The organism is Anoxybacillus sp. PDR2, from assembly GCF_009834045.1.
Classification (GTDB): Bacteria; Bacillota; Bacilli; order Bacillales; family Anoxybacillaceae; genus Anoxybacteroides; species Anoxybacteroides rupiense.
The window spans coordinates 2,007,325-2,030,169 of record NZ_CP047158.1 but is presented as its reverse complement, the minus strand read 5'-3'; the positions used below and the strand labels follow the sequence as shown (position 1 = coordinate 2,030,169).

Genomic DNA, 22,845 nt, shown 5'->3' with positions numbered 1-22,845 from the left:
AATATGCTATAATCAATTTTCGTATGAGAATAATTCGTATTGAAATTATTTAAATTGAAATGAAAGGAGGGAATCAATGAATCCATTAGGGCGTGACTTGATGTATTCCGTTTTTCGGATTCAAAAAGCGTTGTATCGTCTGGTTCGCGAGGATGCAACGCGAGTGGGGATCACAGAGCTGCAGCTCATTATTCTTTACACGCTGTTTAAACAAGAGAACGTCCGTTTAAATGATCTGGCGGAGAAGTTAAACATGAGCAATAGCACGGTCAGTGGGACCGTGGACCGATTAGTCAGTGCGGATTTGGTAATGCGCGAAACATCCAAAGAAGACAGGCGCGCTGTAACCCTATCTTTAACCGATAAAGGACGAAAAAAGCTTAAAGAAGCGTTCAATGACGAGGATTCGGCACTGTTTCGACAGTTAAAACGCTTGACAGATGTAATCAGTAAGGAAGAGTTAGAACATCTCATATCGCTTCATGGTACCATTCGAGACATTTTGCTAGGGGAGGAATAAACGAGTGAATACAAGACGTCTCATTACATTGAATATCATTGTTCTTATTTTACTTGTAGCCGGCGGCTTTGCGGCTTATTATTATGTAAACGAAGCGACGAACTATATTAAAACAGATAACGCCCATGTTGACGGGCAGCAAATTGTGATTGCATCTCCCGTTTCAGGAAAGCTGACAAATTGGTCTGCCGATATCGGAAAAAACTTTCGCAAAGATGATAAAGTTGGGGAAGTATCGGACGGAGAGCATACAATTCCTGTGACAGCGCCACAAAATGTTACGATCGTTCAGCAAAATGCTGTAGCGAATTCTTTTGTGGCTGCCGGGACAGCGTTGGCACGCGGATATGATTTAGATGACTTATGGGTTACTGCGAACATCAATGAAACCGATATAGAGGATGTAAAGGTTGGTCAAGACGTTGACATTTATGTTGATGCTTATCCAGATCGGAAATTTACAGGAACGGTTCAAAAGCTTGGCTATGCGACAGCAAACACATTCAGCTTGCTCCCAAGCTCCAATAATACAGGAAACTATACAAAAGTGACACAAGTTGTCCCTGTTACGATTTCCATTGATAACTACAGCGGAGCGGGACTAGTGCCGGGCATGAATGTCACCGTTCGCATTCATAAGTAGGTGATCAAGCATGTCTAGCTTTTTCGTAGCCTATATTGTTTTTTCTGTTTTCGTACTTGCTGCATTGAATTATGCAGTAAAGAGAAAACGGAACGTCGCTACCCGTGCACTTAGCGATGAAACGGACGTTGCTGTAGCTCCGGCGATGGGGGCAGAAGAACAGCGGCAGCCTCCTTCTGTTTCAGCTCATCAAGAAGAGTTAGGCAGCCGCGGGAAAGTAGTCGTCACCATCATGCTTGGCGCGTTCGTTGCCATTTTAAATCAAACATTAATCAATGTGGCATTGCCGCACATGATGAATGATTTTAATGTAGAAACATCGACAATCCAATGGCTTGTTACCGGATATATGCTAGTTAACGGCGTCCTGATTCCGATCAGCCCATTTCTAATCGCGAAATTTCCAACTAAAAAGCTGTTTCTCTCAGGAATGGCGTTTTTTGCGATTGGCGCCTTCGTTTGCTCCTTGGCGCCTTCCTTTGGCGTGATTTTAACTGGACGCTTAATTCAAGCGGTTGGCGCGGGAATCATTATGCAGCTCATGATGGTCATTATGCTGAATATTTTCCCTCCTGAAAAACGGGGAATGGCAATGGGAACCGTGGGAATTGCAATGATGTTTGCCCCAGCGGTCGGCCCGACGTTATCAGGATGGATTGTCGAGCATTATTCATGGCGTCTGTTGTTCGATATTGTTCTGCCAATTGCTATAGTGGATATTATTTTAGCGTTTATGTGGCTGAAAAATACGCCGAAAACAGCCAATCCAACGTTGGATGTTCGAGGAGCTATTTATTCCACTCTCGGCTTTGGGGGAGTGCTGTACGGTTTTAGCGAAGCAGGAAGCAATGGCTGGGGGAATACAGAGGTAGCCGTTTCCATTGTCATTGGTGCTATCTTCTTGGTTCTGTTTATATGGCGCTGCTTTACAGTGGAGCATCCTATTTTGAATTTACGGGTATTTAAATATAATATTTTCACCTTAACAACTGTCATTGGCTGTGTCATTAATATGGCTTTATTTGCCGCAATGGTGCTGCTTCCGGTTTATTTGCAAAATCTTCGCGGTTTTACTCCGTTGGACTCCGGTTTGCTTTTACTGCCGGGAGCCATTGTCATGGCGATTATGTCGCCGATTTCCGGAGCCATCTTTGACCGAATTGGCGCTAGATGGCTAGCCATTGTTGGGCTTGTTATTACAGTTGTTACAACATGGGAATTTAGCCGATTGACGATGGACACACCCTATTCGCATATTTTATGGCTGTACATTTTCCGGATGTTTGGCATGTCCATGCTATCGATGCCAATTATGACGGCAGGATTGAATGTGCTGCCGCGTCATTTGTATAGCCATGGAACGGCAACAGCGAATACGCTGCGCCAAGTCGCTTCTTCCTTGGGAACTGCTTTTCTTGTGACGGTTATGTCGAATCGCTCCAAGTTTCACGCTGAAAGCTATCGAAATGAAATGACACTAAATAATCCGACGATAGCAGACCTAGTTGCTCAATTGAAGCATTTCATCCCAAGTGATGAAGCCGTCACTCAACTGTTGTACGGAATGGTGCAGCAACGTTCAGCTGTTGAAGGAATTAACGATGCATTCATAGTAGCAACAGGACTTGCTTTTTTAGCGTTGATTTTATCGTTTTTCTTAAAAGGGAAAAGCAAAGATCGCGCTTCATCGGTTTAACAAAAAGGGGAGTGCAGCCGATCTTTGCTTCGGAAAACCACTTCTGTTGCCTTGCTGTGAACAACAAAAAATGCGGAGAAGCGTAAACAGCTTCTCCGCATTTTTTTGTTCTATCCTATGTGCGGTGAACATATAGTATAGGAAAAGTTGCGGAAAAAGAAAGGAGAAGTTTTTATGGCCCATTTTGGTTCAAAAGGCTGGCTTGTTCAACAATTAAAGGATATCGGCATTCGCCGCCACCCGATCGGACAGAAGAAGGTAGAAGCGTACAAGGCTTCCGTTTTATATGGTCTGTATCAAAAATATGCTGCCAAACGTGTTGATTCACAAGAAAAAAATGCTTAAAATAGAACTAACAATGACCCTATAATAAAGGAGAGCAATACGAAATGATTCATCAGACATGGCTAAATCGCCCAACGATCAAAAAAGTAACATGTGTACATACAAATGCAGAAAAATATGTTGTGAATCATGTGTTAACTGAGGGAAAGACGTATGACGTAAAAAATGAAACGGAAGAATTTTACTTTATTGTTGATAACACAGGCCAAGTAGGAGGATTTTATAAAGATTATTTTAAAGAGGCGAATTAATCGCCTCTTTATTTATTAGCAAAATATATCTCATGTTGAGCTTGATGGGAACGATCTGTATAAACGCATTTCACAGATGGAATGAATGATTCTAAAGAGCAGTGGCCAGAAACGAGAATATATGTTTGATTTAGCCGTCATTCATGCGGCAAAGGCGGCCCATTGTTTAAGAGATGTTCAAGAGGAAGAGGGATTCAAAAATGCTATTTCAGGCTATTTGGTAAACTTCCGTTCTCCTGAGGTACTGATGGATAGCTTGACTTTAACATCTTTTAATGTATCTTTCTTTAACGGCAAGGCTTTGTCTACCGTTATTCTTTTCCATGCAGCAGGGTTTTCCCGATACAATATCTCGGACAAATTTAACATGTCAATATCATATTTTCGTCCGAGCTCGTATAAATCTTTGATCTCTTTTTCAATCGTTTTTTGAGCAAGGTCAATAAGCTCTTTTTCGGTTAATGGCTGTAATACTTCAATAATGCTTCCTTGTACTTTGAGTTCAACGGTAAATTCCGGTGTGCCTTTGTTCATTTTGTAAGCGATTTTTGCTTTTGGCCCAAGTACAACAACAGAGGCGACGACTTTTTTGCCTTTTTTTATATAAATGGGCGTTCGAGAGATCTTTTCTTCTACCCAGCGGATTCCCATAATTTTAGACCGGTTAAAGCATTTTTGCACCTCGTGCTGGCGCATAAAGCAGATGCCGGATAAGGTAAGCATCGGCTTTTTTTGATGATTTTCTTCCCATGTTTTTTCCGAAATTCCCAAATAAGGAACTCTTGCGGTTTTTCCCGGTTCGTTTAGATCGGATTCGAAGCGGTTTAAACGAATGGGCCGGATAAAAGAGCTTTGCTGGAAAATATCCTCCGGATTGCCGAGCAAGGAGAAATAAACAGATGTTTGCAATAATGGAACGGTAGAAAAAAGCTTGTCTAATGGTTCTTTTGTTGCATACACCCATAATGTATGGCGAATTTCATTATATCGATCAATCAAATCTAAAACATCCTTAACAGGCTTTGCCTTTAAAGCACGCTCCGTAAAGACAATTCCTTTGATTTGTCCCCATGATACCATTTGCTGAATGGAAGGATAAATATTATCCGTGACAATATTAAAGGTTTCTCCTGTTGCTTTTCCTACTGCTGTATCTACTCTTTGCTGTCCGCCGCCAGCATTCGTTTTAGCCAGTCCGGTAAAATTGATGAATTGCACATAGACGATAAATTTATGGTCTTTATAATCCACTCCCATCGCATGCACATAGACAATGTGGTCAATGTCCTTTGTTCCCCAGCATCCGGTTAATAATGTGAGAGAAAGCAGCAAGGGGATGGCACGTTTTAGCATTAGTTGTTCTCTCCTTTTGATGTATTATCCCTTGGATACACTACTTCCGCTCTATTTCTAAATCTTTTCCAAACAATGGTCGTCAATACTTTTAAAATATCGCGTGTAGGAGGCGAGAGCGGTGTTAAATAAGGGATTCCAAATGTTGTAATATTGGCTACATAGGTTAATAACAAAAAGAGAGAAACGATAAATCCGAATAAGCCGAAGAACGCCGAAAAAACAAGAACGATAAACCGCAATAACGTGACGACACCGGATAAGTTTTGATTGACAAGCGTAAATGTAGCGACGACGGAAATCGCTGTTACGACAAGTGTAGGGGGAGCGGCCAGTCCAGCGTCGATCGCCGCTTGCCCGATAATGAGCCCGCCAACGACAGATAAGGTTTGCCCGATCGCGATCGGCAGCCGCATCCCGGCTTCCTTAAAAATTTCGAACAACCCAAGCATGAGAAACATTTCCAATGTGACTGGAAGAGGGACGCCCTGACGGGAAAGAACGACTGTAGCAAGCATGGTAAACGGCAGCTCATAAGGATGGAATGCCGTTAAGCAAACCCAAAATCCCGGCAGATAAATCGCTAAAGAAATCCCTAGCAGCCGTAATATTCGTTGGAAGAAAACAAAGATAAAAGAGGTGTTGTTATCCTCTGATGTATTTAATAAAAAGGTTAAATTCGCCGGACCGATCGCTGCTGTGGGCGCACCGTCGACAAGGAGGACAAAGCGACCGTTTAATAAACAGCTGACAGCAAAATCGGCTCTGCCGGTGTAACTGAATGTTGGAAATAAAGAAAAGCGGCGATCTCCAAGCAGTTCTTCAAGCTGATTCGTGCCTGTCATAATATCAATATTGAGATTCAATATTCGTCTTCTTGCTTCATCAATGATTTGCGTATTGGCGATATCTTTAATATATAATAACCCGACTTTTGTTTGACTTCTTGTCCCGACAATAAACAATTCATAAGATAGTTGATGGGATTTGACGCGTTTGCGAATCAGCGCGACGTTTTTAGAAATTTCTTCGATAAATCCATCCTTTGCCCCTCTGATCGATACTTCTGTATTCGGTTCTTCCGGGTTTCGGTTCGGCGGATTGGCCAGGGTTAACGAATATAAAACGTCCGCTTCTTGAAAATATACGAGCAAATCACCGTTAAATAAAATATAGTTCATATCATCAATCGTTACTTCTTTTCCAAGAAGCTCCATAGGCATCAATTTGTTAGCCTCGATTTCCTCTACCGTTTGACAAGGATAGTCGCGGCACATTTCACGAAACATCGGAAAAATCACTTGCCTAAGCTGCCGTGTATCGCATAATTCCTCGCAATATACAAAAACAAGCGTCAACGATCCGCTGCTGCTTTTGGCTGGTTGAATTTTAGATGTCAGAATGGCCACATCTTTACAGTTAGAGTAAAAATAGCGAAGCGATTCTTCGGTAACCAACATTGTTTCTTTACCGCTATGATCATTATTCTTTTGCGCGGATTGTGCGGCTCGTAACGGAATTTGCATTATGATCCTCTCCTTGTTTTTATGTATGAAATGAATGCTAATATCCCGAGCAAGCCAGATAGGCTTAACATGAAATATAAAGAGAATGGTAAAATAAAGTGATTTAATACATATAAAAATTGTGGATCACTTACAGGCAGAAGTGAAAGAGTACAAATGACCACATAGACAAAAATCAAAATCCAGCGCCGTGTTTGTTTGTTTGATACCGCGAACAACTCAGGGATTAAGGCTGTGGCAAATGAAATGCGAATAAATGCCCCTGAGAGCCATTGATAAACGGAAAGGAAATCAATATGTTCAATATAGGTTCCTAACTTCACTAACCGCCATTGCTCAAAGGCGGGATAACGTAATACTCTTGCATTTCTTGGACCAAATTCAATGATGGCGCCGATTGTCGGGCCAATGCTTAAGCTGGCTGCGAAAATGCCAATAAAAAGAAGTCCAAGAAACGGAAATTTTGGCTGCAAACGGTGCTGCATAAACAAGATCATGATAATTTCCGCATAGCCTGCCCCTGTATAAATCATTCCCTTTAATACCGGATCCCATCCGTTTTCCATAATAGGCTTTAGCAAGGAATAGTCTTTGTGCGGTACCGTAGAAAGCATGACTAAAACTCCAAAAATCACGACGAACGGCAAAACAATGCCGGATGTTTTCGCGATGGAATCAATGCCTAGATAGGCGTTGTAAAAGCAAAGTCCTACTAATAAAAGGATAATGATCCAGCTTGGTGTTGAAGTTAAATACGTTGTTGTTGTGAATGTAACCGTGTCTTTTAACGTGACATAACTGATGATGACTAATAATAACGTGCCGGAAAATGACACAATATATGCGATCACGCTAGAGAATTCGTTTTTAAGCCAGATGAATAAATTGGTTTGTTTGGACTGTTTCATAATGAAATACAAGAGGACCATCCATACAGGCAACAGTCCAAGTGTTAAGATGGCTGAAATCCACGCATCGCGATGGGCGGCATCCAATAAAAGTGGGATGACGATCACGTGGTCCATCAATCCGACGGATAACAGAAAAATAAATAACACCTGTACGATGCTTAACGGATAATGGTTCACAATCGGCCACCTTCTTTCGGAAATCAGAGAATTTAGGATACTAGTTTTTCCCGGTAAAGGAGAATATATTCTTTGCGAAAAATAGGTGTGGAAAAGAAAGAAAAATTTGATACAATGAAACAAAATATAAATTTGGCAGAGGAGGAAGAGGAATGAAAAGAACATTGTTTGAAAACGATCAGCCAGCCGCTTGCTTCTAAGACGGGGCAAGCTGGCGTATAGGTATGCTCCGTCTTGCGTGCAGAGAATGATCTTTAACGAAAGACGGAGGTTGATAAACGATGAAAAAAACATTGATGGGGGCTTTGTATTTATCGGTTGCATCAAGCATTTGGGGAGGAATGTATGTCGTCAGTAAATATGTGCTCGACTATGTTCCGCCGTTTACACTGGTGTGGTTGCGCTATGTGATCGCTTTTACCGTTTTGTTTGGCGTCTTACAGCTGCAAAAAAAGCGAGTTTCTGTGAAAGCAAATGATTGGAAGTGGATTGGCTGGATCGGCGTCATCGGCTATTTTATTTCTATCTCCCTGCAATTTATTGGAACAAAACTGTCGGATGCGCATACGGGAGCGCTCATTACATCCGCTACCCCGGCTTTTATTGTTTTATTTGCTCGCTGGCTGCTGCATGAAGCGATCACTGTAAGAAAAATCGCAGCTCTTGTGTTAGCGACAGCTGGGGTCATTGTTGTCATTGGCCTCAGCGGTGGAAAAGAATCATCGATTTGGGGCAGTGTGATATTGGTCGGAGCAGCGCTTACTTGGGCGCTGCTGTCAGTGTTAGTAAAGATCGCTTCCGCTCGACTTTCAACGTTAGTTATCACAACTTACGCGATTTTTGTGGCACTTATTTGCACCACTCCAATGATGGTATGGGAGCTTGTGAGACAATCTGTTTTTTTGCTTCATCCGCCTATCGTTTTTGGTGTTCTGTATCTTGGTGTGGTGTCTACAGCAGGAGCCTTTTTCCTTTGGAATAAGGGAATGGAAATGATGGATGCGGGAGTCGGTTCCTTATTTTTCTTTTTCCAGCCGCTTGTCGGTTCCCTATTTGGCTGGTTATTTTTACATGAACGGCTGAGTGAAGCATTTTGGTATGGCGGTGCTTTGATCATTGCCGGAGTAGTGATTGCTGTGCTCGACGAAAAGAAGTAGTTCTGGGCGACATGGGAGGAGAGAAATGGTGTCGAGTCGTGCCAAAGGATTAATAATGGTTATATCAGGTGCGGCGCTTTGGGGATTGTCTGGAACGGCGGCGCAAGTATTGTTTCAAGAAAAGCAAGTAACGGCGGAATGGCTTGTTGCGGTAAGGATGCTGCTGTCAGGGATCGCTTTGCTTGCTATAAGTGCATATAAAAAGTTGCATCCTTTGTCGATTTGGAAAGAAAGAAGCAGCGCCAAGCCATTATTATGGTTTGGCCTAATCGGAATGCTTGGCGTGCAGTATACGTATTTTGCTTCGATTGCTACAGGTAATGCCGCTACCGCGACATTGTTGCAATATTTGGCGCCGATTTATATTGTGCTATATTCCATCATAAAAGAACGACAAAAGCCGTCTAAAACAACGAGCGGAGCCATTTTGCTTGCAATTGCTGGCACATTTTTGCTAATGACGAATGGAGCGGCCAATGAGCTAACCGTCTCATTGGTTTCCGTGATTTGGGGAGTGCTTTCTGGCGTAGCTCTAGCATTTTATACATTGTCATCTGCGCTGCTATTGAAAAAATGGAATTCGCTGATCGTTGTGGGCTGGGGCATGATGATTGGAGGAGCGGCGATGTGCCTTATTCTCCCGTCTGTTTTTTCGACGAATATCATTTTTGGAATGGATACATGGCTTTTAATTCTATTTGTTGTTGTTTTTGGCACATTGCTTGCTTTTTTGTTATTTGTGGAAAGCATTCGTCATTTATCGCCTACAGAATCAAGCTTGTTATCAAGCGTAGAGCCGCTGTCTGCTGTGGCAGCCTCGTTTGTATTTTTGCATGTTTCTTTTGGAGAATGGCAAATGGTAGGGGCGTTATGCATTATTGGCACGGTAGGGATGCTTTCAGTTAAAAGGGTGCAAAAAAGCATTTCATAGCATCTGTGTGCTTAAGGACGGAAACAAGAGTAAGGAAGCCGCGCGCATGTATTCGGCTGCTTCGTATAACTGTGTATATGGAGAAAGATGAAGCATAGGGAGTTTAGTTGCTCCCTATGTTTCTTTTTTTGTTCAAGATGTTTTTTCGATATAAATTCTATATGAAGCAGCAAGAGAATTGGTGATGATGCTTGAAGTTGGTATCGTTTTTTGGCTTTGACCTTATCAGAACATGGATTTTTACACATACCGTTCGATCTTTAAGTTGTTAAATCAGGAGCAAAAGGCTATTGACGTGATCTATCCATTCACGCGGATCAAGCTTTAGGAAACATGATGGTGGTCAATGTTCCGTGGCCGACTTCACTTTGAATCTGCCACGTTCCGTTCATCGTCTCAATTAATTTGACTGCAACCATGGATCCTAATCCCGTTCCTTTTTCCTTTGTACTAAAATAAGGTTCACCAAAACGGCTGATTTGTTCTTTGGTCATGCCGATCCCTGTATCCTGGACGGTAATAATAATCCCATTCTCTTGAACCGTTGATGAAACAGTGAGTATACCGCCGTTTGGCATCGCTTCAATACTATTTTTCATTAGGTTAAGAAAACATTGTCGAAAGTGCTGGGCATTACCGATGATCGACCCCGGCTGCAGCTTTTCTTCAATTTTGATTCCATTCATTTGTGCGATCGGCTGAAGCATATGAATGACATAGCATAGCTCCTGGTCGACCATTAATGGTTCTGTTTTATTGGTCGATGGCTTAGCAAATGTTAAATAATCATTAATAATCGTCTCCGCCCGATGAATCTCCTCAAGAGCAATATGCATGTATTCGTCTTGAGTCTCCTTTGGAACAGACTGTGATTTCATTAATTGAATAAAGCCTTTCACGACAGTCAATGGATTGCGCACCTCGTGGGAAATGCTTGCAGCAAGCTGGCTGACGATTTCCATTTTTTCTACTTTAATGAGCTTCGACCGCATGATAATTGCTTCCTTCAATGTTTCCATAATGTAAACAACAAACAACATTCCGAACGGAGGGATGAGAATAAAATCGACAATATAAGATTGAGTCACTTGAAAATCAGAGATGGCTATCGCAATTCCTGTTGTCAAAACAGCGAGAAAAAAGGTCAGGCAGACCGAAGTATATAGCTTGCTCGTCCGGTTTAATCGCTGAAAAGCGGGAGAGACAAGGGCTGCCACGATAAACATCGTTACATAAACGACGACAGTTAAAAATTGAAATCCATAAAAAACAGACCGAACAATCAGCAAAATAAAAAGCAATGCGCTGCCAGCTATTCCTCCTCCATACAGTGTACCAATTAAGAAAGGAATTTGCCGTAAATCGTGGATGCAATTATCTGCGATGTAAATGGGAAATTTCATACATAACAATAGGGAAAAGCCTGTACAAGCTATAAAAAGCCATTGGTTTTGGCGAGAATTTTCTTTCCAAAGCTTACCGTGATCATAGATGAAATAATAGATAAAAATGCTAGATAAAATGTAGAATAAGTTGTTTAAAAGGTTTTGGTTGATATATGCCCCCATTATTAGATCCCCTAACTAATGAACTCTAACAATAATAATTATACGAAAAGAAGAAGGAATGAAAATAGCCTTTCCTAATAAGCAAAGAAATTGTTTAAAGAATTTTTGAATCTCTTATTTACAAATGAGCGGTTTGGCTTCTCTTGCATTTTCCCGAATTCCACCAGTAGCCTATTCGTTTTTTAAATAAACGGCAGACAAAGCACTCATCATTGTCTTTGATATAAAAGGCAGGTCTGGGAAATCATCCCAGAAGAGGGATGAGAAAGCCAAAACTTTGCTTCATTTGCTGTATGTATATAAATACAGACGGATGCTTCCATGTAGAAGCCCACCCCTTTCATCTTTTTCAGTCGACTTATATGCTTATGTATATCGGGTTATAGATACCATGAGAAGATGAGACATCAAAAGTAGAATCCTATTTTTTACGGACAGAGGCAAGTCACGGTTCTATCCAGCTAATTTTTCAACATCCGTAAATCCTTCTTTGCTGTTCTTTCTGCTCGTTTTGTGCCGCATGTCGATTATTTAAGTGTTCCTATATGACCGTACGAGGGTCATATGGAGGAGTGAATGATGAAACATCTTTCTTATATCACAGGAAATATCCTCCTGATGATAGGAGAGAAAGGTAGAAGAAGCAAGCCGCTTTTATGAAGTGAAGCAGGCTCGATTTATAATTTGTTAACATTCTATTACATCCGTTGATTTTGGGATATGAGTTGATGAATAAAGTTTTTTATTAAGAAAAGTTGCTTTTTTAGCTCAACTGTACTATGATATATATTACAGTTAGTACAGACGTGAGAAAGGAGGAGGGGAGATGTTTGAACTTGATATTCGCAGTCGTCAGCCAATTTATGAACAATTAGTTGAAAAAATAAAGGAATTCATTATTCATGAAGTGTGGGGCCCAAACGAACAGCTGCCGTCTGTCAGATTATTAGCGAAGGAGCTAACGATTAATCCGAACACGATTCAAAAAGCGTATCGTGAACTTGAGCATCAAGGCTATATTTACTCCATTCCCGGAAAAGGCCATTTTGTCGCTACACAGCCGGAAGAAGTCAGTCGTGAAAAATTAGAGACAGCTAAGCAGCAGTTGCTGAAGCTTTTATGTGAGGCGTTCTATATTGGAATGAAGAAAGATGCCATTTTATCTCTAGTAGATGAAGCGGAACAAATAGCAGGAGGAGGAGATCCGCGATGATTGAAATTCATCATGTCCGCAAAGGATTTGAACAGGTAGAAGCGGTCAAAGATGTAAGTCTGCATGTTCAAAAAGGCTCGATTTATGGACTTCTCGGTTCAAATGGTGCCGGAAAAACAACGTTGTTAAAGATGCTTGCCGGCATTTATAAACCGGACGACGGCGATATTTTTATTGAGGGAGAACCGATTTTTGAAAATGTTAAGCTAAAGAAGAAACTGCTTTTTTTACCTGATAACCCCTATTTTTTTCCACATGCTACAATCCAGCAAATGGCACAATTTTATAGAGACGTTTATCCTGGCTGGAATGAAGAACGATTTTGGCAGCTACAGGAATGGTTTTCGATCGATGTACAGCAAAAAATTCAACGCATGTCGAAAGGAATGCAGCGCCAAGCAGCATTTTGGCTCGCCTTTTCCGTTATGCCGGATGTATTGATTCTTGACGAACCTTTTGACGGGTTGGATGCCGTGATGAGAAAAAAGATGAAAAACTTACTTGTACAGGATGTGGCGGAGCGGAATATGACGGTTTTCATTTCATCGCATAACTTGAGAGAGGTTGAAGATCTTTGTGATCATGTCGGTATTTTGCACAATGGTGAAATGATTATGGAGAGGGAGATTGATGATTTAAAAGCAGATGTTCATAAAATTCAAGTTGCTTTTCGCGACGGTATTCCTTCTTCTTTTCTTACCGGTTTGCAAGTCGTTTATCAAGAGCAGCGAGGCAGTGTCCTTTTATGCATTGTTCGAGGCAATCGTGAAGAAGTGGATGCGTATATTCAGCGATTTGCGCCAGTCATTTTTGATGTACTACCGCTTACTTTAGAAGAAATTTTTGTTTATGAAATGGGGAGGGTCGGGTATGCTATCGAAAGCGTTATGGTTTAACCGTTCTATCTGGCTGCAGCACTTTCGGAATATTGGCTGGATTGCGATTGTCCATTTGCTTCTATTATTAGCAATGGTTCCACTTCCGATTATGATGGCCTATACAAATGGCAAAAATCAATTAAATTATCTCAGAGGTCTTAAAAATGTATTTGATATTTCCGCGCCGTTTCAAGGAATGCTCGTTTTTACGATTCCGGTTTTGCTAGGGATTTTTTTGTTTCGCTATATGCAAGTAAAACAGTCGGCTGACTATATGCATAGTTTACCGTTTCGTCGTGAATCATTATTTACACAACATATGATGCTCGGCGGGATGATCCTGCTTGTTCCACTTGTTTTTACCGCTTTAGTAGTGGCTGTTTTATGTTATTGGCTGCCACTTGATCACATTGCGTCGACTGAAATTGTACTATGGGTAGCGGAAGTATTTTTGATGGAAATGTTTGTGTTTGCTGTTAGTGTTTTTGTCGGAATGCTGACAGGAATTTCGGTGCTTCAAGGTATATTTGCCTACATTTTATTTTTATTTCCAGCAGGAATTTTTGTTCTCGTATTAACGAATATGAGATATGTATTAGCCGGTTTTGCTGCTGATTATTATTTAAATGCTAATATAGAGAAAATCGTTCCATTTATTCGATTTATAGAGCTGAGCATGCGAGATTTTAGCTTACAAGAAGCGATAGGCTACCTCTTTTTAACAGGATTATGCATCGTCATGGCGTTATGGATGTATAAGAAGCGTCCTAGTGAAGCAGCCAATCAGGCGCTTGCTTTTCCGATATTGCGCCCGGTGTTTTTATTTGGGGTCCCTTTCTGCTTCATGCTTGTTGGGGGGATATACTTTAGAGAAGTAATGAATGGCAGCTTCGGCTGGATTCTATTTGGTTATATGGTCTTCTCCATTATCGGATTTTTGGTTGCGGAGATGGTGATCGAGAAAACATGGCGCGTCTTTCATAAATGGAAAGGATATGTCTACTTTTTGCTGCCTATGCTGCTTGTTGGCACTGTTCTTTATTTTGATCTGACAGGATATGAAAAACGAATGCCAAAGCTCGCCGATATTGAAAAGGTATACTTTGGTGATTCTGTGTCTCGATTTGACATAGATACGCAGCAAAGGGAAAATCATTCATTGATAGAGCAACCCAATCAATTTTTAAGTAGTAAAGAAAATATTCAAAATGTCTATATTTTTCATGAACAACTCATTGCCAATAAGCCGACACTGCCTTCACCGTTTGCCGATACTAAACGTGTCGTCATCGGATATGTTTTGAAAAATGGGGATCGCCTCATTCGGGTATACGATGTGCCTACCGATCCATACATGCCTTTTTATAAACAGATCATTGAATCAAATGAATATAAGCAAAATTACTATTTTATTTTGCGAGAAAAAGAAGTGGCGCCAATCCGTCAAGTAACTATTATGATGGGAGATGAAAGATTCAAAGAAATCGTGCTCAGCGATCCAAAGGAGATAAGCGGATTTATGGAAGGATTAAAAAACGATCTGAGACAGGAAAGTGCGGAATCCATACTGAAAAACTATGAATCATGGGGAACGATTGAGTTACTCCAAAGCGATGGAGATATTATTTATGTTACGTGGAAAAAAACATATGCCAATATCGAGAAGTGGCTGTCCCGGCAAAAATTACTTCCCAATCACAGGTAGCAACAAAAACGATTGGCTAAACTGAGAAGAGCAAAGAAATAAGGATCGACGGGTGCGAGTTTATGAAAGGATCTGGAAGCGGCATGGCTCAAACTTCCGTCACACGTTTTATTTTCTTCAAATGGGCGGATTGGCTTGTTATCCGCATAGTCGCTTAGGCAAGCAGAACAATGATTTTCAGCGATCAGCGCGTCATCTAGCTATGAATGCGCTTGATCTTTGTTCAATGAGCCAAAAACAAACAAGGCCATAGCGCCTTGTTTTTTATTGATTTTTGTTTAAGCTTTCCACTTTGAAACGCCATGTAAGCGGGAGAGAAATAAAAAGCAAAATGAATGGACCGATTGTTTGCCTATTATATATACTATATTCAAATGAACATTTGAATGAGAGGATAAAATGGTTCGCGACATATGTGAAGTGTTTTGCTTTGATGAGAAAAAAGTAGCAGCTGTAAAGGGACAAGATTGAAGGAGTCGAACAGCTGTTTAAAGCTTTATCGGATGCCACTCGTTTAAAAATTGCTTATGCGCTTACATTGGAGAAAGAATTATGTGTTTGCGATGTTGTTCCTATAATTGACGCGACCGTAGCAACAGCCTCGCATCATTTGCGCGTTCTTCGTGATATGGGGATTGCTAAGCACCGAAAAGAAGGAAAGCTTGTGTTTTATTCGTTAGGCTATGTTTAAACCACATTAGTTACCACAGCCGCTTGAAGAAATGGATGGACCGCTTTAATGGGTGTTGCAACTTAAGTATTTGCAGCATTACCTGGCTTGGTTTCGTTATTTAGACAGTAAGGAAAATGAAAACACAACGTCAAACAGGAAGAACATGTTGGTCAATTCTTGCCTGTTTACTGTAAAAGAAACAAATTCCAAACTAAGACAGAGATCATTTTCTTCGTGAAAAACGACTACATTGCTGATAGGGAGCGAATACGTTGATAAAACTGTTTTATTATAACTGGATGGTAAGAGATGAATGGTTTGAACTATGCAAGCAAGTCCCAAATGAAGAATTGTTGCGTAATCGAATTGGTGGAGTAGGCAGCATTCTTTATACACTTTTCCATATTTCAGACGTAGAATATAGCTGGATTCGTGGAATACAAGGTAAACCAGATATCCAAGTCCAATATGAGAACTATAAAACACTGGAACAAGTAAAGAAACTTTCAGATTCTTGGGTGCAAGAGACAAAGTCGTTCCTTGATGCTTGGTCAAATGATTTAGAAAACGAAATTGTGACTGTTCCATGGACTGAAGGGCGTTATACAAAAGGTGAAATATTACGCCATGTAATTGCACATGAAATTCATCATATGGGTCAGCTATCCATATGGGCAAGAGAGATTGGGATTCAACCAATATCAGCAAATGTAATTGGTAGAGGGTTGTTTACAATGTGAATCAAGGGCAAGTAATCGGTTTGAATTAGCCGCTTTTTTAGTGAGCAGTTTTATTCTGGTCAAAAATCAACATTAAAAGAAAACAGAGCCATTCGTTAAAGGTGAGCACCTTTATCAATTGGTATCGATGGCTCTTATGCATGTAGGAGAGGAGGAAGGAGATGGGAAATAGACATGTATATCGTCTTCAAGGACTTTCCTGTGTGAATTGTGCAGCAAAATTTGAACAAAACGTCAAAGCAATTGCGACGGTAAAAGAGGCACATGTGAATTTTGGAGCCGCCAAACTGACCGTTATTGGCGAGGCCTCGATTGGAGAGTTGGAGAAAGCGGGAGCCTTTGACGGAATTCGTCTCATTCCAGAGCACGCCCAAACGCAGTTATCGGCGCCAAAATTTTGGCAAACACGGGCTACTGTGTTGGCTTTGATTTCTGCATGCTTTCTTATGGTGGGATATGCAGCTTCTTTATGGATGAAAGAAAGCGAATGGCTTGCGGTTGGAGCATTTGCCTTAGCAATTGCTGTGGGCGGTTATGATTTGCTTCGAGTGGGATTGCTAAATTTATGGCATTTCCGCTTTGATATGAAAACACTGATGACAATTGCGATCATCGGGGCAGCTTTTATCGGAGAGTGGAAAGAAGGAGCCGTTGTTGTACTTTTGTTTGCTATCAGTGAAGCGCTGGAGCGCTATGCAATGGATCGGTCTCGTCGTTCAATTCAGTACTTGATTGATGCTGCACCAAAAAAGGCGATGGTTCGCAAAGGGAATCAGGAATATGAAGTCGATGTTGATGAATTGGAGATTGATGATATTATGATTGTCAAGCCAGGACAAAAGATTGCGGCAGACGGCATTGTTGTGCACGGGGCCTCAGCCGTTAATGAAGCGACCATTACAGGAGAATCAATGCCTGTTTATAAAAGTGTGAATGACGAGGTGTATGCTGGAACTATTAATGAGGAAGGGGCATTAGAGGTCAAAGTTACGAAAAAACGCAGCGAATCTATGCTGGCGAAAATGATTGATCTTGTCGAAGAAGCTCAAGCCGAGCGGGCTCCTGCTCAACAATTGGTCGATCGCTTCGCCCGCTATTATACTCCGCTGATTATGCTGATCGCTTTTATTGTTGCTGTGATGCCGCCTCTTCTGTTCGAAGAAAGTTGGGAAGCATGGGTTTATCGTGGATTAGCTGTATTGGTGGTCGGTTGTCCATGTGCGCTTGTCATCAGTACTCCTGTCGCTATTGTCACAGCTATCGGTCATGCCGCACGGCGCGGGATTCTTATTAAAGGCGGAATTTATTTGGAAGAAATGGGAAAAATCGCAGCTATCGCTTTTGATAAAACGGGAACTTTGACAAAAGGAACGCCAGAAGTCGCAGCTATTCGTTTATTTTCTAATCATGTCACGGAAGAAGAATGGCTTCAGATTGCGGCTGCGATTGAAAAATATTCTCAGCACCCTATTGCTTCAGCCATTGTGCGAAAAGCACAAGAGCGAGGTGTTGTATTCACTGAGCGTCAAGTGACGAATTTTTATTCGATTACAGGAAAGGGAGCTTCTGCATCCGTCGACGGAATCACCTATTATATTGGAAGCCCAGCTTTGTTTTCAGAATACCTGTTATCGAAGGAAGTTCACGCTACCATTCAGCAGCTTCAACAGGCAGGAAATACGGTGGTCGTGCTGGGAAGTGAGCATCAGTTGCTAGGGGTGGCGGCTGTTTCTGACCAAGTTCGTGAATATGCAGCCGATACCATTCAAGAGCTTTGCAAAGAAAAAATAAAACAGCTGACAGTAGTCACAGGAGATCATCGGGTGACGGCTGAATATGTTGGCCGCTCAATTGGCCTCACAGAAATACAAGCAGAATTGCTTCCTGAAGATAAGCTTCGCGTGATGAAAGAAATGAGAGAGAAATATGGTCGAGTGGCGATGATCGGTGATGGAGTTAATGATGCCCCAGCATTAGCAGCAGCCAATGTTGGAGTGGCGATGGGAACAGGGGGAACCGATGTGGCTCTGGAAACGGCGGATATTGTGTTAATGGGAGATGATCTTCGCCAACTACCTTATGTCATTCGCCTAAGCCGTAAAGCGCTGCGAATGATTAAAGAAAATATTGTTTTAGCTTTATCTTTAAAGCTTTTAGCCTTAATTTTGATCGTTCCTGGATGGCTTACATTGTGGATGGCGATTTTTGCAGATATGGGAGCAACATTCATCGTGCTTTTCAATTCAATGCGCTTAATGCGAATATAGCGTGCAATCTCTCTGGACCTCATAGGGACAGAGGGTTTTTATTGATTTGGTGTTCAAAGGCAAGTCCTTAGACTTGCCTTTTGAGATGTCCATTTTTTCCGCCCGAATTCTATAGATCATATTGGGTGATCCTCTTATCATTTTGATTTTATATATTTTTTAGAAGGAAACAACAAGAAATTTGTAGAATGAATAAAATAACGCTTTATCTAAAAATTATAGAAAAGGGCGGATTTTAAATGAAAAAAGAACATGTATATGTGTCGAAAAGTGAAGAAATTTTTCATAGGCAGGAAGGAATCATCATTACCAATCGTGATGCTAGAATTGTTGCTGTGAATGAAATACTGCTAGCCTCCATTGGCTACCGCCAGCAGCAATTGATTGGCCAGCCTGTTCATCTATTGTTTACGCAAAGTTATAGTATTTCCACCTATCATCTCATTTGGGAAAATGTTTTAAAGGAGGGCTATTGGGACGGAAATGTTCATTCGCATCAATTGCAAGACGGGCTCCTTTTAAGACGTTTAACCGTCTATGGTTTAGCAGATCATCATGGCCAAAACAATTTATTCATATGGAAGTTTTCTGACATATTGGAAATCGAGAACGTACTGAACGCTATTTATAAAATACCAATGATGGCTGTTGTTACATTGTATAAGGATATGACGATCAAGCACTGGAGCGAAGCAGCAGAATTATTATTCGGATGGAAAAAAGAAGAGATCATTGGCCGGCCTTTACTTTCATTATTTTCATACCATTTGTTTGATCTGGCTAAAATGATTCGTCAGACAGGGGGTGAGGGGCTTTTAGATTTGGAATGCGAAGCAAGAAAAAGAGATACAACGATGATGAATGTTGTTTTTTCAGTCGTTCCAGTCACGGACTCAGTTGGAGCAACGACAGGATATGTTATGACGATCAGGGATGTAACAAAGGTCAAACAAAAAGAACGAGAGCAGCAAAAGAATTCAGAGCTGATCAAAAACATTCAGCAAAGCATATTCACTTCTCCGATTCAAACGAAGGATATAACGATGGATGCGGTTTATATTCCATCGGAGGAATTATCTGGGGATATGTATGCTTGCTATCGAATTGATGAGGTTCGCTTTGGGGTTATAATAATCGACATTATGTGCCGCGGACTTTCCTCTTCTCTAATCATTATGTTATTGCGCTCACAATTAAGAGAGCTCATTCTTCGTGTTACTGATCCCGCTTGTGTAGCGACGGAGCTTGAAAAATATGTACAAACCCTATTCCCCGAGAGCTCTAGAGAAATGTCCTCACTGTTTTCAATGATTTATGCTGTAATCGATACAAAAAAGCAACAAATTGAATATATAAATGCAGGCCATCCTTCCGGGTTTTTATTAACCAATAATGAAATTATTGAGATGGATCAAGGAGGATGGGCGATCGGCAGTCCATTTTCTGTTCCGTTTAAAAAAGAAGTGATTCATTATAATCAACAGGTAAGGCTTTTTTTATATACAGATGGAATTTTAGGGGAAATTGACCAGTCCCCATTATCCAGTATGATTCACATTCTTCATGATTTGAAAGAACATCGTTCTTTATCTGATCAACAATTTTTGCGACTGCTTGTTGATAAGCATATATGCGAGAACCGCCCGGCAAATGACGTGTGTATGCTTTCCATGACGATTGGCGAAGCCTCGACGGATTGATTAATAGATGTTGCTGCACACGGCGAAATCACTGAAAAGCAAGGATAAAAAAAGATTGCATAAATGATAAGTTTGTCCTGTTTTTTGTTGTCATTCCTTATTTTTGAATAGCTGCCGCTGCTTTTTTAATTGTTGTGGCGCTGTTAGATAAGCGTTGCATGAGTTTCATACTTTTTGTTGAAACTTTTTTTTTGTCTAAATTATATTTACTGGATGATGATTGTTGTACGTCTCACTGCTGGAACATTGCCTCATAAATCGTTTACTGCCGCTATTTCTCTCTGCTTCTTTTCACTTCTCTTCTGATATGTTCATCATAAGATTATTAATGAGGGACATGTATTCGTAAAAATGGTTTTATGGTTAGTAATTTCTAAAAAGTGAAGAATGCTATGGATCAAGATCAGCCCATAATGTTAGATACAATGTTTTATATACTGGATAAATATAGAAGAAAGATGAAACGCATGGGAGCTGTAAGAACTACGGTCGAAGACTATTGATTGACCTCGTACACGTCAAAGCGCGACCGAGCGCCGAACAACAAATTGAAAACCTATTTATAAGACTAGTTGTGGCGACCTTCAGAATTTCACATTCACTCCCATCACGAAGAGAAACCATTTTTTTATGTCATAGGAATTTTTCCTCCATGTCTGAGATTCGTCTTATATATATTTTTTATAAAGAGGTCGCGGATCTGGAAGTTTTTTAGTTTGGGGGGATAAGTGGTGAAATGCTTACTCTTGAATGGATAGTCAGTCGGTTGGCACACCGATGTATCAAAAAAATTGTAAAACCTCCACCATGCAAGTTAAAATAAAAGACACAACGAAGGGTGGGGAAAAACAATGCGCTATGTATTATCCTATTTAAAATCATACAGAAAATGGATGATAATAGCCTGGATGCTCATGTTGATTGAATTGTTTGTGGAACTGTGGCATCCGTTATTAATGGAAAAAATTATTGATAATGGAGTGATGAAAAATGACTTGCATGTCATTTGGAAATGGGGCGCTGTGATGGTTGCGACCTCTCTTCTTGCTTTTCTGTCTGGTATTGCCAATTCGTTTGCTGCCGCTTACGTTGGACAACAGTACGGATTTGCGTTGCGAAATGCGCTCTTTCAAAAGGTTCAGTCGTTTTCGTTATTTCATTTTTCCCAATTTCCAACGGCTTCTTTAATTACGAGGATGACGAATGATGTATCTCAAATGCAAAATATGGTATTTATGAGCTTGCGAGTGATGCTTAGGGCGCCACTCTTGATTATTTTTGGTGTAGTCATGGCGCTGTTTGTCCATGTGAAGCTTGCTCTTATTTTGCTCATTGTCGTACCGGCGTCGCTCGCTTTTTTACTTTTTATGATGAACAAAGCCGCTCAATTTTTTACAAAGGTGCAGCACATATTGGACCGCGTCAACAGCATTATGAGCGAAAATATCGCCGGTATAAGACTGATTAAGGCATGGGGGCGCAGCCTTTATGAGAAAACAAGATTTACCGAAACGAATCAAGCGCTTATGACGCGGACCATGACCGTTTTGCGACTTATAGAAACCATTACTCCTGTTTTGCTGTTGGTGATGAATGTGGCAATCGTTATCATTTTACTCATCGGACGAGTGGAAATTCATACAGGCAGTGCAACAGCAGGGGAAGTCGTAGCGGTGATTAATTACACGACACGTATGACGGCTGCTTTATCGATCTTTACTTTTGTAACGACAGCGTTTTCTCGTGCCAAGGCATCAGGGCAGCGTATTGCCAATATACTGACAGCGCCGGTTGATATGCTCGATAAGGACAAACGAGACGAACAGCCTGTTGAAACAGGAAGCATTCAATTCGAGAACGTTTCGTTTCGATATCCGGAAACCGATGTCGATGTATTGCGCGACATTTCGTTTTCTATCGGTGCACATGAAACGGTAGCGATTTTGGGAGAGACTGGTTCTGGCAAGTCTTCGTTGCTTCAGCTGATTCCTCGGCTATATGATGCTACGGACGGAACCATTAAAATGGACGGAATCGACATTCGGCAAATAAGACAAGAACGCTTGCGCACAGCTATCGGCTTTGTACCGCAGGATATTTTGTTATTTTCGGGAACGATTCGCGATAACATTTGCTTTGGAATGGACAATGTGACAGAAGAAGAGATGATACAAGCCGCGAAAAACGCCCAAATTCATGATACTATTATGAGTTTTCCCGAAGGGTATGATACAATGGTCGGACAAAAAGGGGTGACTCTGTCGGGAGGACAAAAACAGCGTATTTCTATCGCTCGAGCACTTGTACGCCATCCCAAAATTCTTTTGTTAGATGACAGTACAAGCGCATTGGATGTTCAAACAGAAGCTCAGTTGTTACAGGCATTAAAATCCTATTCATGCACAACTCTCATTGTCACTCAAAAAATATCAACCGCCATGGAGGCAGATACGATTATCTTGCTTAAAGACGGAAAATTGCTGGCGCATGGAACGCATGAATATTTGTTACGAACGAATGGGTTATACTCTAAGCTTGTTGAATCACAGCTTGGAAAGAAGGGAATTAGCGATGTTAAGAGCACCACATAG

18 protein-coding genes and 2 pseudogenes are annotated in these 22,845 nt (G+C 41.1%); 16 read left to right on the top strand and 4 right to left on the bottom strand.

Features of this window, described 5'->3' with window-relative positions; all coding sequences use genetic code 11:
• The first annotated feature begins 76 nt into the window (after window positions 1-76).
• The 5 genes from GRQ40_RS09690 (at window position 77) to GRQ40_RS09670 (ending at window position 3,455) form a co-directional block, all read left to right on the top strand.
• Window positions 77-520 carry a MarR family winged helix-turn-helix transcriptional regulator gene (locus tag GRQ40_RS09690; RefSeq protein ID WP_159719874.1) on the top strand — a complete coding sequence of 148 codons (444 nt, stop codon included), beginning with the start codon at window positions 77-79 and terminating at the stop codon, window positions 518-520.
• Window positions 521-524: 4 nt separating this feature from the next.
• Window positions 525-1,163, top strand: a complete 639-nt coding sequence (locus tag GRQ40_RS09685) for an HlyD family secretion protein (protein ID WP_159719873.1) — start codon at window positions 525-527, stop codon at window positions 1,161-1,163.
• 145 nt (window positions 1,164-1,308) lie between these two features.
• A complete protein-coding gene (locus tag GRQ40_RS09680; protein ID WP_370514203.1) occupies window positions 1,309-2,859 on the top strand; it encodes a DHA2 family efflux MFS transporter permease subunit in 1,551 nt (516 codons plus the stop codon).
• Between the two features lie 174 nt (window positions 2,860-3,033).
• Window positions 3,034-3,204 carry a DUF2639 domain-containing protein gene (locus GRQ40_RS09675; protein WP_082741684.1) on the top strand — a complete coding sequence of 57 codons (171 nt, stop codon included), beginning with the start codon at window positions 3,034-3,036 and terminating at the stop codon, window positions 3,202-3,204.
• Between the two features lie 44 nt (window positions 3,205-3,248).
• A complete protein-coding gene (locus tag GRQ40_RS09670; RefSeq protein ID WP_159719871.1) occupies window positions 3,249-3,455 on the top strand; it encodes a DUF6501 family protein in 207 nt (68 codons plus the stop codon).
• 213 nt (window positions 3,456-3,668) lie between these two features.
• Here GRQ40_RS09670 and GRQ40_RS09665 read toward each other — a convergent pair whose 3' ends face one another.
• Genes GRQ40_RS09665 through GRQ40_RS09655 form a run of 3 tightly spaced genes read right to left on the bottom strand, consistent with a single transcriptional unit; the run spans window position 3,669 to window position 7,422 of the window.
• Entirely contained in the window at window positions 3,669-4,808 is a 1,140-nt protein-coding gene (locus GRQ40_RS09665; protein WP_159719870.1) for a Ger(x)C family spore germination protein, read from the bottom strand.
• Window positions 4,808-6,334, bottom strand: coding sequence for a spore germination protein (locus GRQ40_RS09660; protein ID WP_159719869.1), 1,527 nt, complete (start codon window positions 6,332-6,334; stop codon window positions 4,808-4,810). The genes GRQ40_RS09665 and GRQ40_RS09660 overlap by 1 nt, the downstream gene beginning before the upstream one ends.
• Entirely contained in the window at window positions 6,334-7,422 is a 1,089-nt protein-coding gene (locus tag GRQ40_RS09655; RefSeq protein WP_159719868.1) for an endospore germination permease, read from the bottom strand. The genes GRQ40_RS09660 and GRQ40_RS09655 overlap by 1 nt, the downstream gene beginning before the upstream one ends.
• Before the next feature lie 281 nt (window positions 7,423-7,703).
• Here GRQ40_RS09655 and GRQ40_RS09650 point away from each other — a divergent pair, with 281 nt between their 5' ends.
• On the top strand, window positions 7,704-8,579 hold the full coding sequence (locus tag GRQ40_RS09650) for a DMT family transporter (RefSeq protein WP_066149034.1): 876 nt from the start codon (window positions 7,704-7,706) through the stop codon (window positions 8,577-8,579).
• Between the two features lie 25 nt (window positions 8,580-8,604).
• Complete coding sequence (locus GRQ40_RS09645; protein ID WP_159719867.1) at window positions 8,605-9,510, top strand: DMT family transporter; 906 nt, start codon at window positions 8,605-8,607, stop codon at window positions 9,508-9,510.
• A 317-nt stretch (window positions 9,511-9,827) separates the two neighbouring features.
• Here GRQ40_RS09645 and GRQ40_RS09640 read toward each other — a convergent pair whose 3' ends face one another.
• On the bottom strand, window positions 9,828-11,078 hold the full coding sequence (locus GRQ40_RS09640) for a sensor histidine kinase (protein WP_159719866.1): 1,251 nt from the start codon (window positions 11,076-11,078) through the stop codon (window positions 9,828-9,830).
• 826 nt (window positions 11,079-11,904) lie between these two features.
• On the opposite strand from GRQ40_RS09640, the gene GRQ40_RS09635 reads away from it, so the two are divergent.
• From GRQ40_RS09635 to GRQ40_RS09600, 9 genes and pseudogenes are all read left to right on the top strand, one after another.
• The gene (locus tag GRQ40_RS09635) at window positions 11,905-12,291 is read left to right on the top strand and encodes a GntR family transcriptional regulator (protein ID WP_044741631.1); all 387 of its coding nucleotides are present in this window, start codon (window positions 11,905-11,907) and stop codon (window positions 12,289-12,291) included.
• Window positions 12,288-13,187 carry an ABC transporter ATP-binding protein gene (locus GRQ40_RS09630; protein WP_044741630.1) on the top strand — a complete coding sequence of 300 codons (900 nt, stop codon included), beginning with the start codon at window positions 12,288-12,290 and terminating at the stop codon, window positions 13,185-13,187. The genes GRQ40_RS09635 and GRQ40_RS09630 overlap by 4 nt, the downstream gene beginning before the upstream one ends.
• Window positions 13,162-14,874, top strand: coding sequence for a DUF6449 domain-containing protein (locus GRQ40_RS09625; protein ID WP_159719865.1), 1,713 nt, complete (start codon window positions 13,162-13,164; stop codon window positions 14,872-14,874). Before GRQ40_RS09630 ends, GRQ40_RS09625 begins: the two co-directional genes overlap by 26 nt.
• 399 nt (window positions 14,875-15,273) lie before the next feature.
• Window positions 15,274-15,565: pseudogene (locus GRQ40_RS09620) on the top strand (ArsR/SmtB family transcription factor).
• 8 nt (window positions 15,566-15,573) lie between these two features.
• Window positions 15,574-15,785, top strand: a pseudogene (locus GRQ40_RS18995) (IS1595 family transposase); the annotation flags it as partial.
• A 34-nt stretch (window positions 15,786-15,819) separates the two neighbouring features.
• A complete protein-coding gene (locus GRQ40_RS09615) occupies window positions 15,820-16,287 on the top strand; it encodes a DinB family protein (protein WP_044741627.1) in 468 nt (155 codons plus the stop codon).
• A 161-nt stretch (window positions 16,288-16,448) separates the two neighbouring features.
• Complete coding sequence (locus tag GRQ40_RS09610; RefSeq protein WP_159719864.1) at window positions 16,449-18,554, top strand: heavy metal translocating P-type ATPase; 2,106 nt, start codon at window positions 16,449-16,451, stop codon at window positions 18,552-18,554.
• Window positions 18,555-18,793: 239 nt separating this feature from the next.
• Window positions 18,794-20,254 (top strand): SpoIIE family protein phosphatase, encoded by a 1,461-nt coding sequence (locus GRQ40_RS09605; protein WP_159719863.1) that lies wholly within the window; start codon window positions 18,794-18,796, stop codon window positions 20,252-20,254.
• 851 nt (window positions 20,255-21,105) lie between these two features.
• Window positions 21,106-22,845, top strand: a complete 1,740-nt coding sequence (locus GRQ40_RS09600; RefSeq protein WP_159719862.1) for an ABC transporter ATP-binding protein — start codon at window positions 21,106-21,108, stop codon at window positions 22,843-22,845.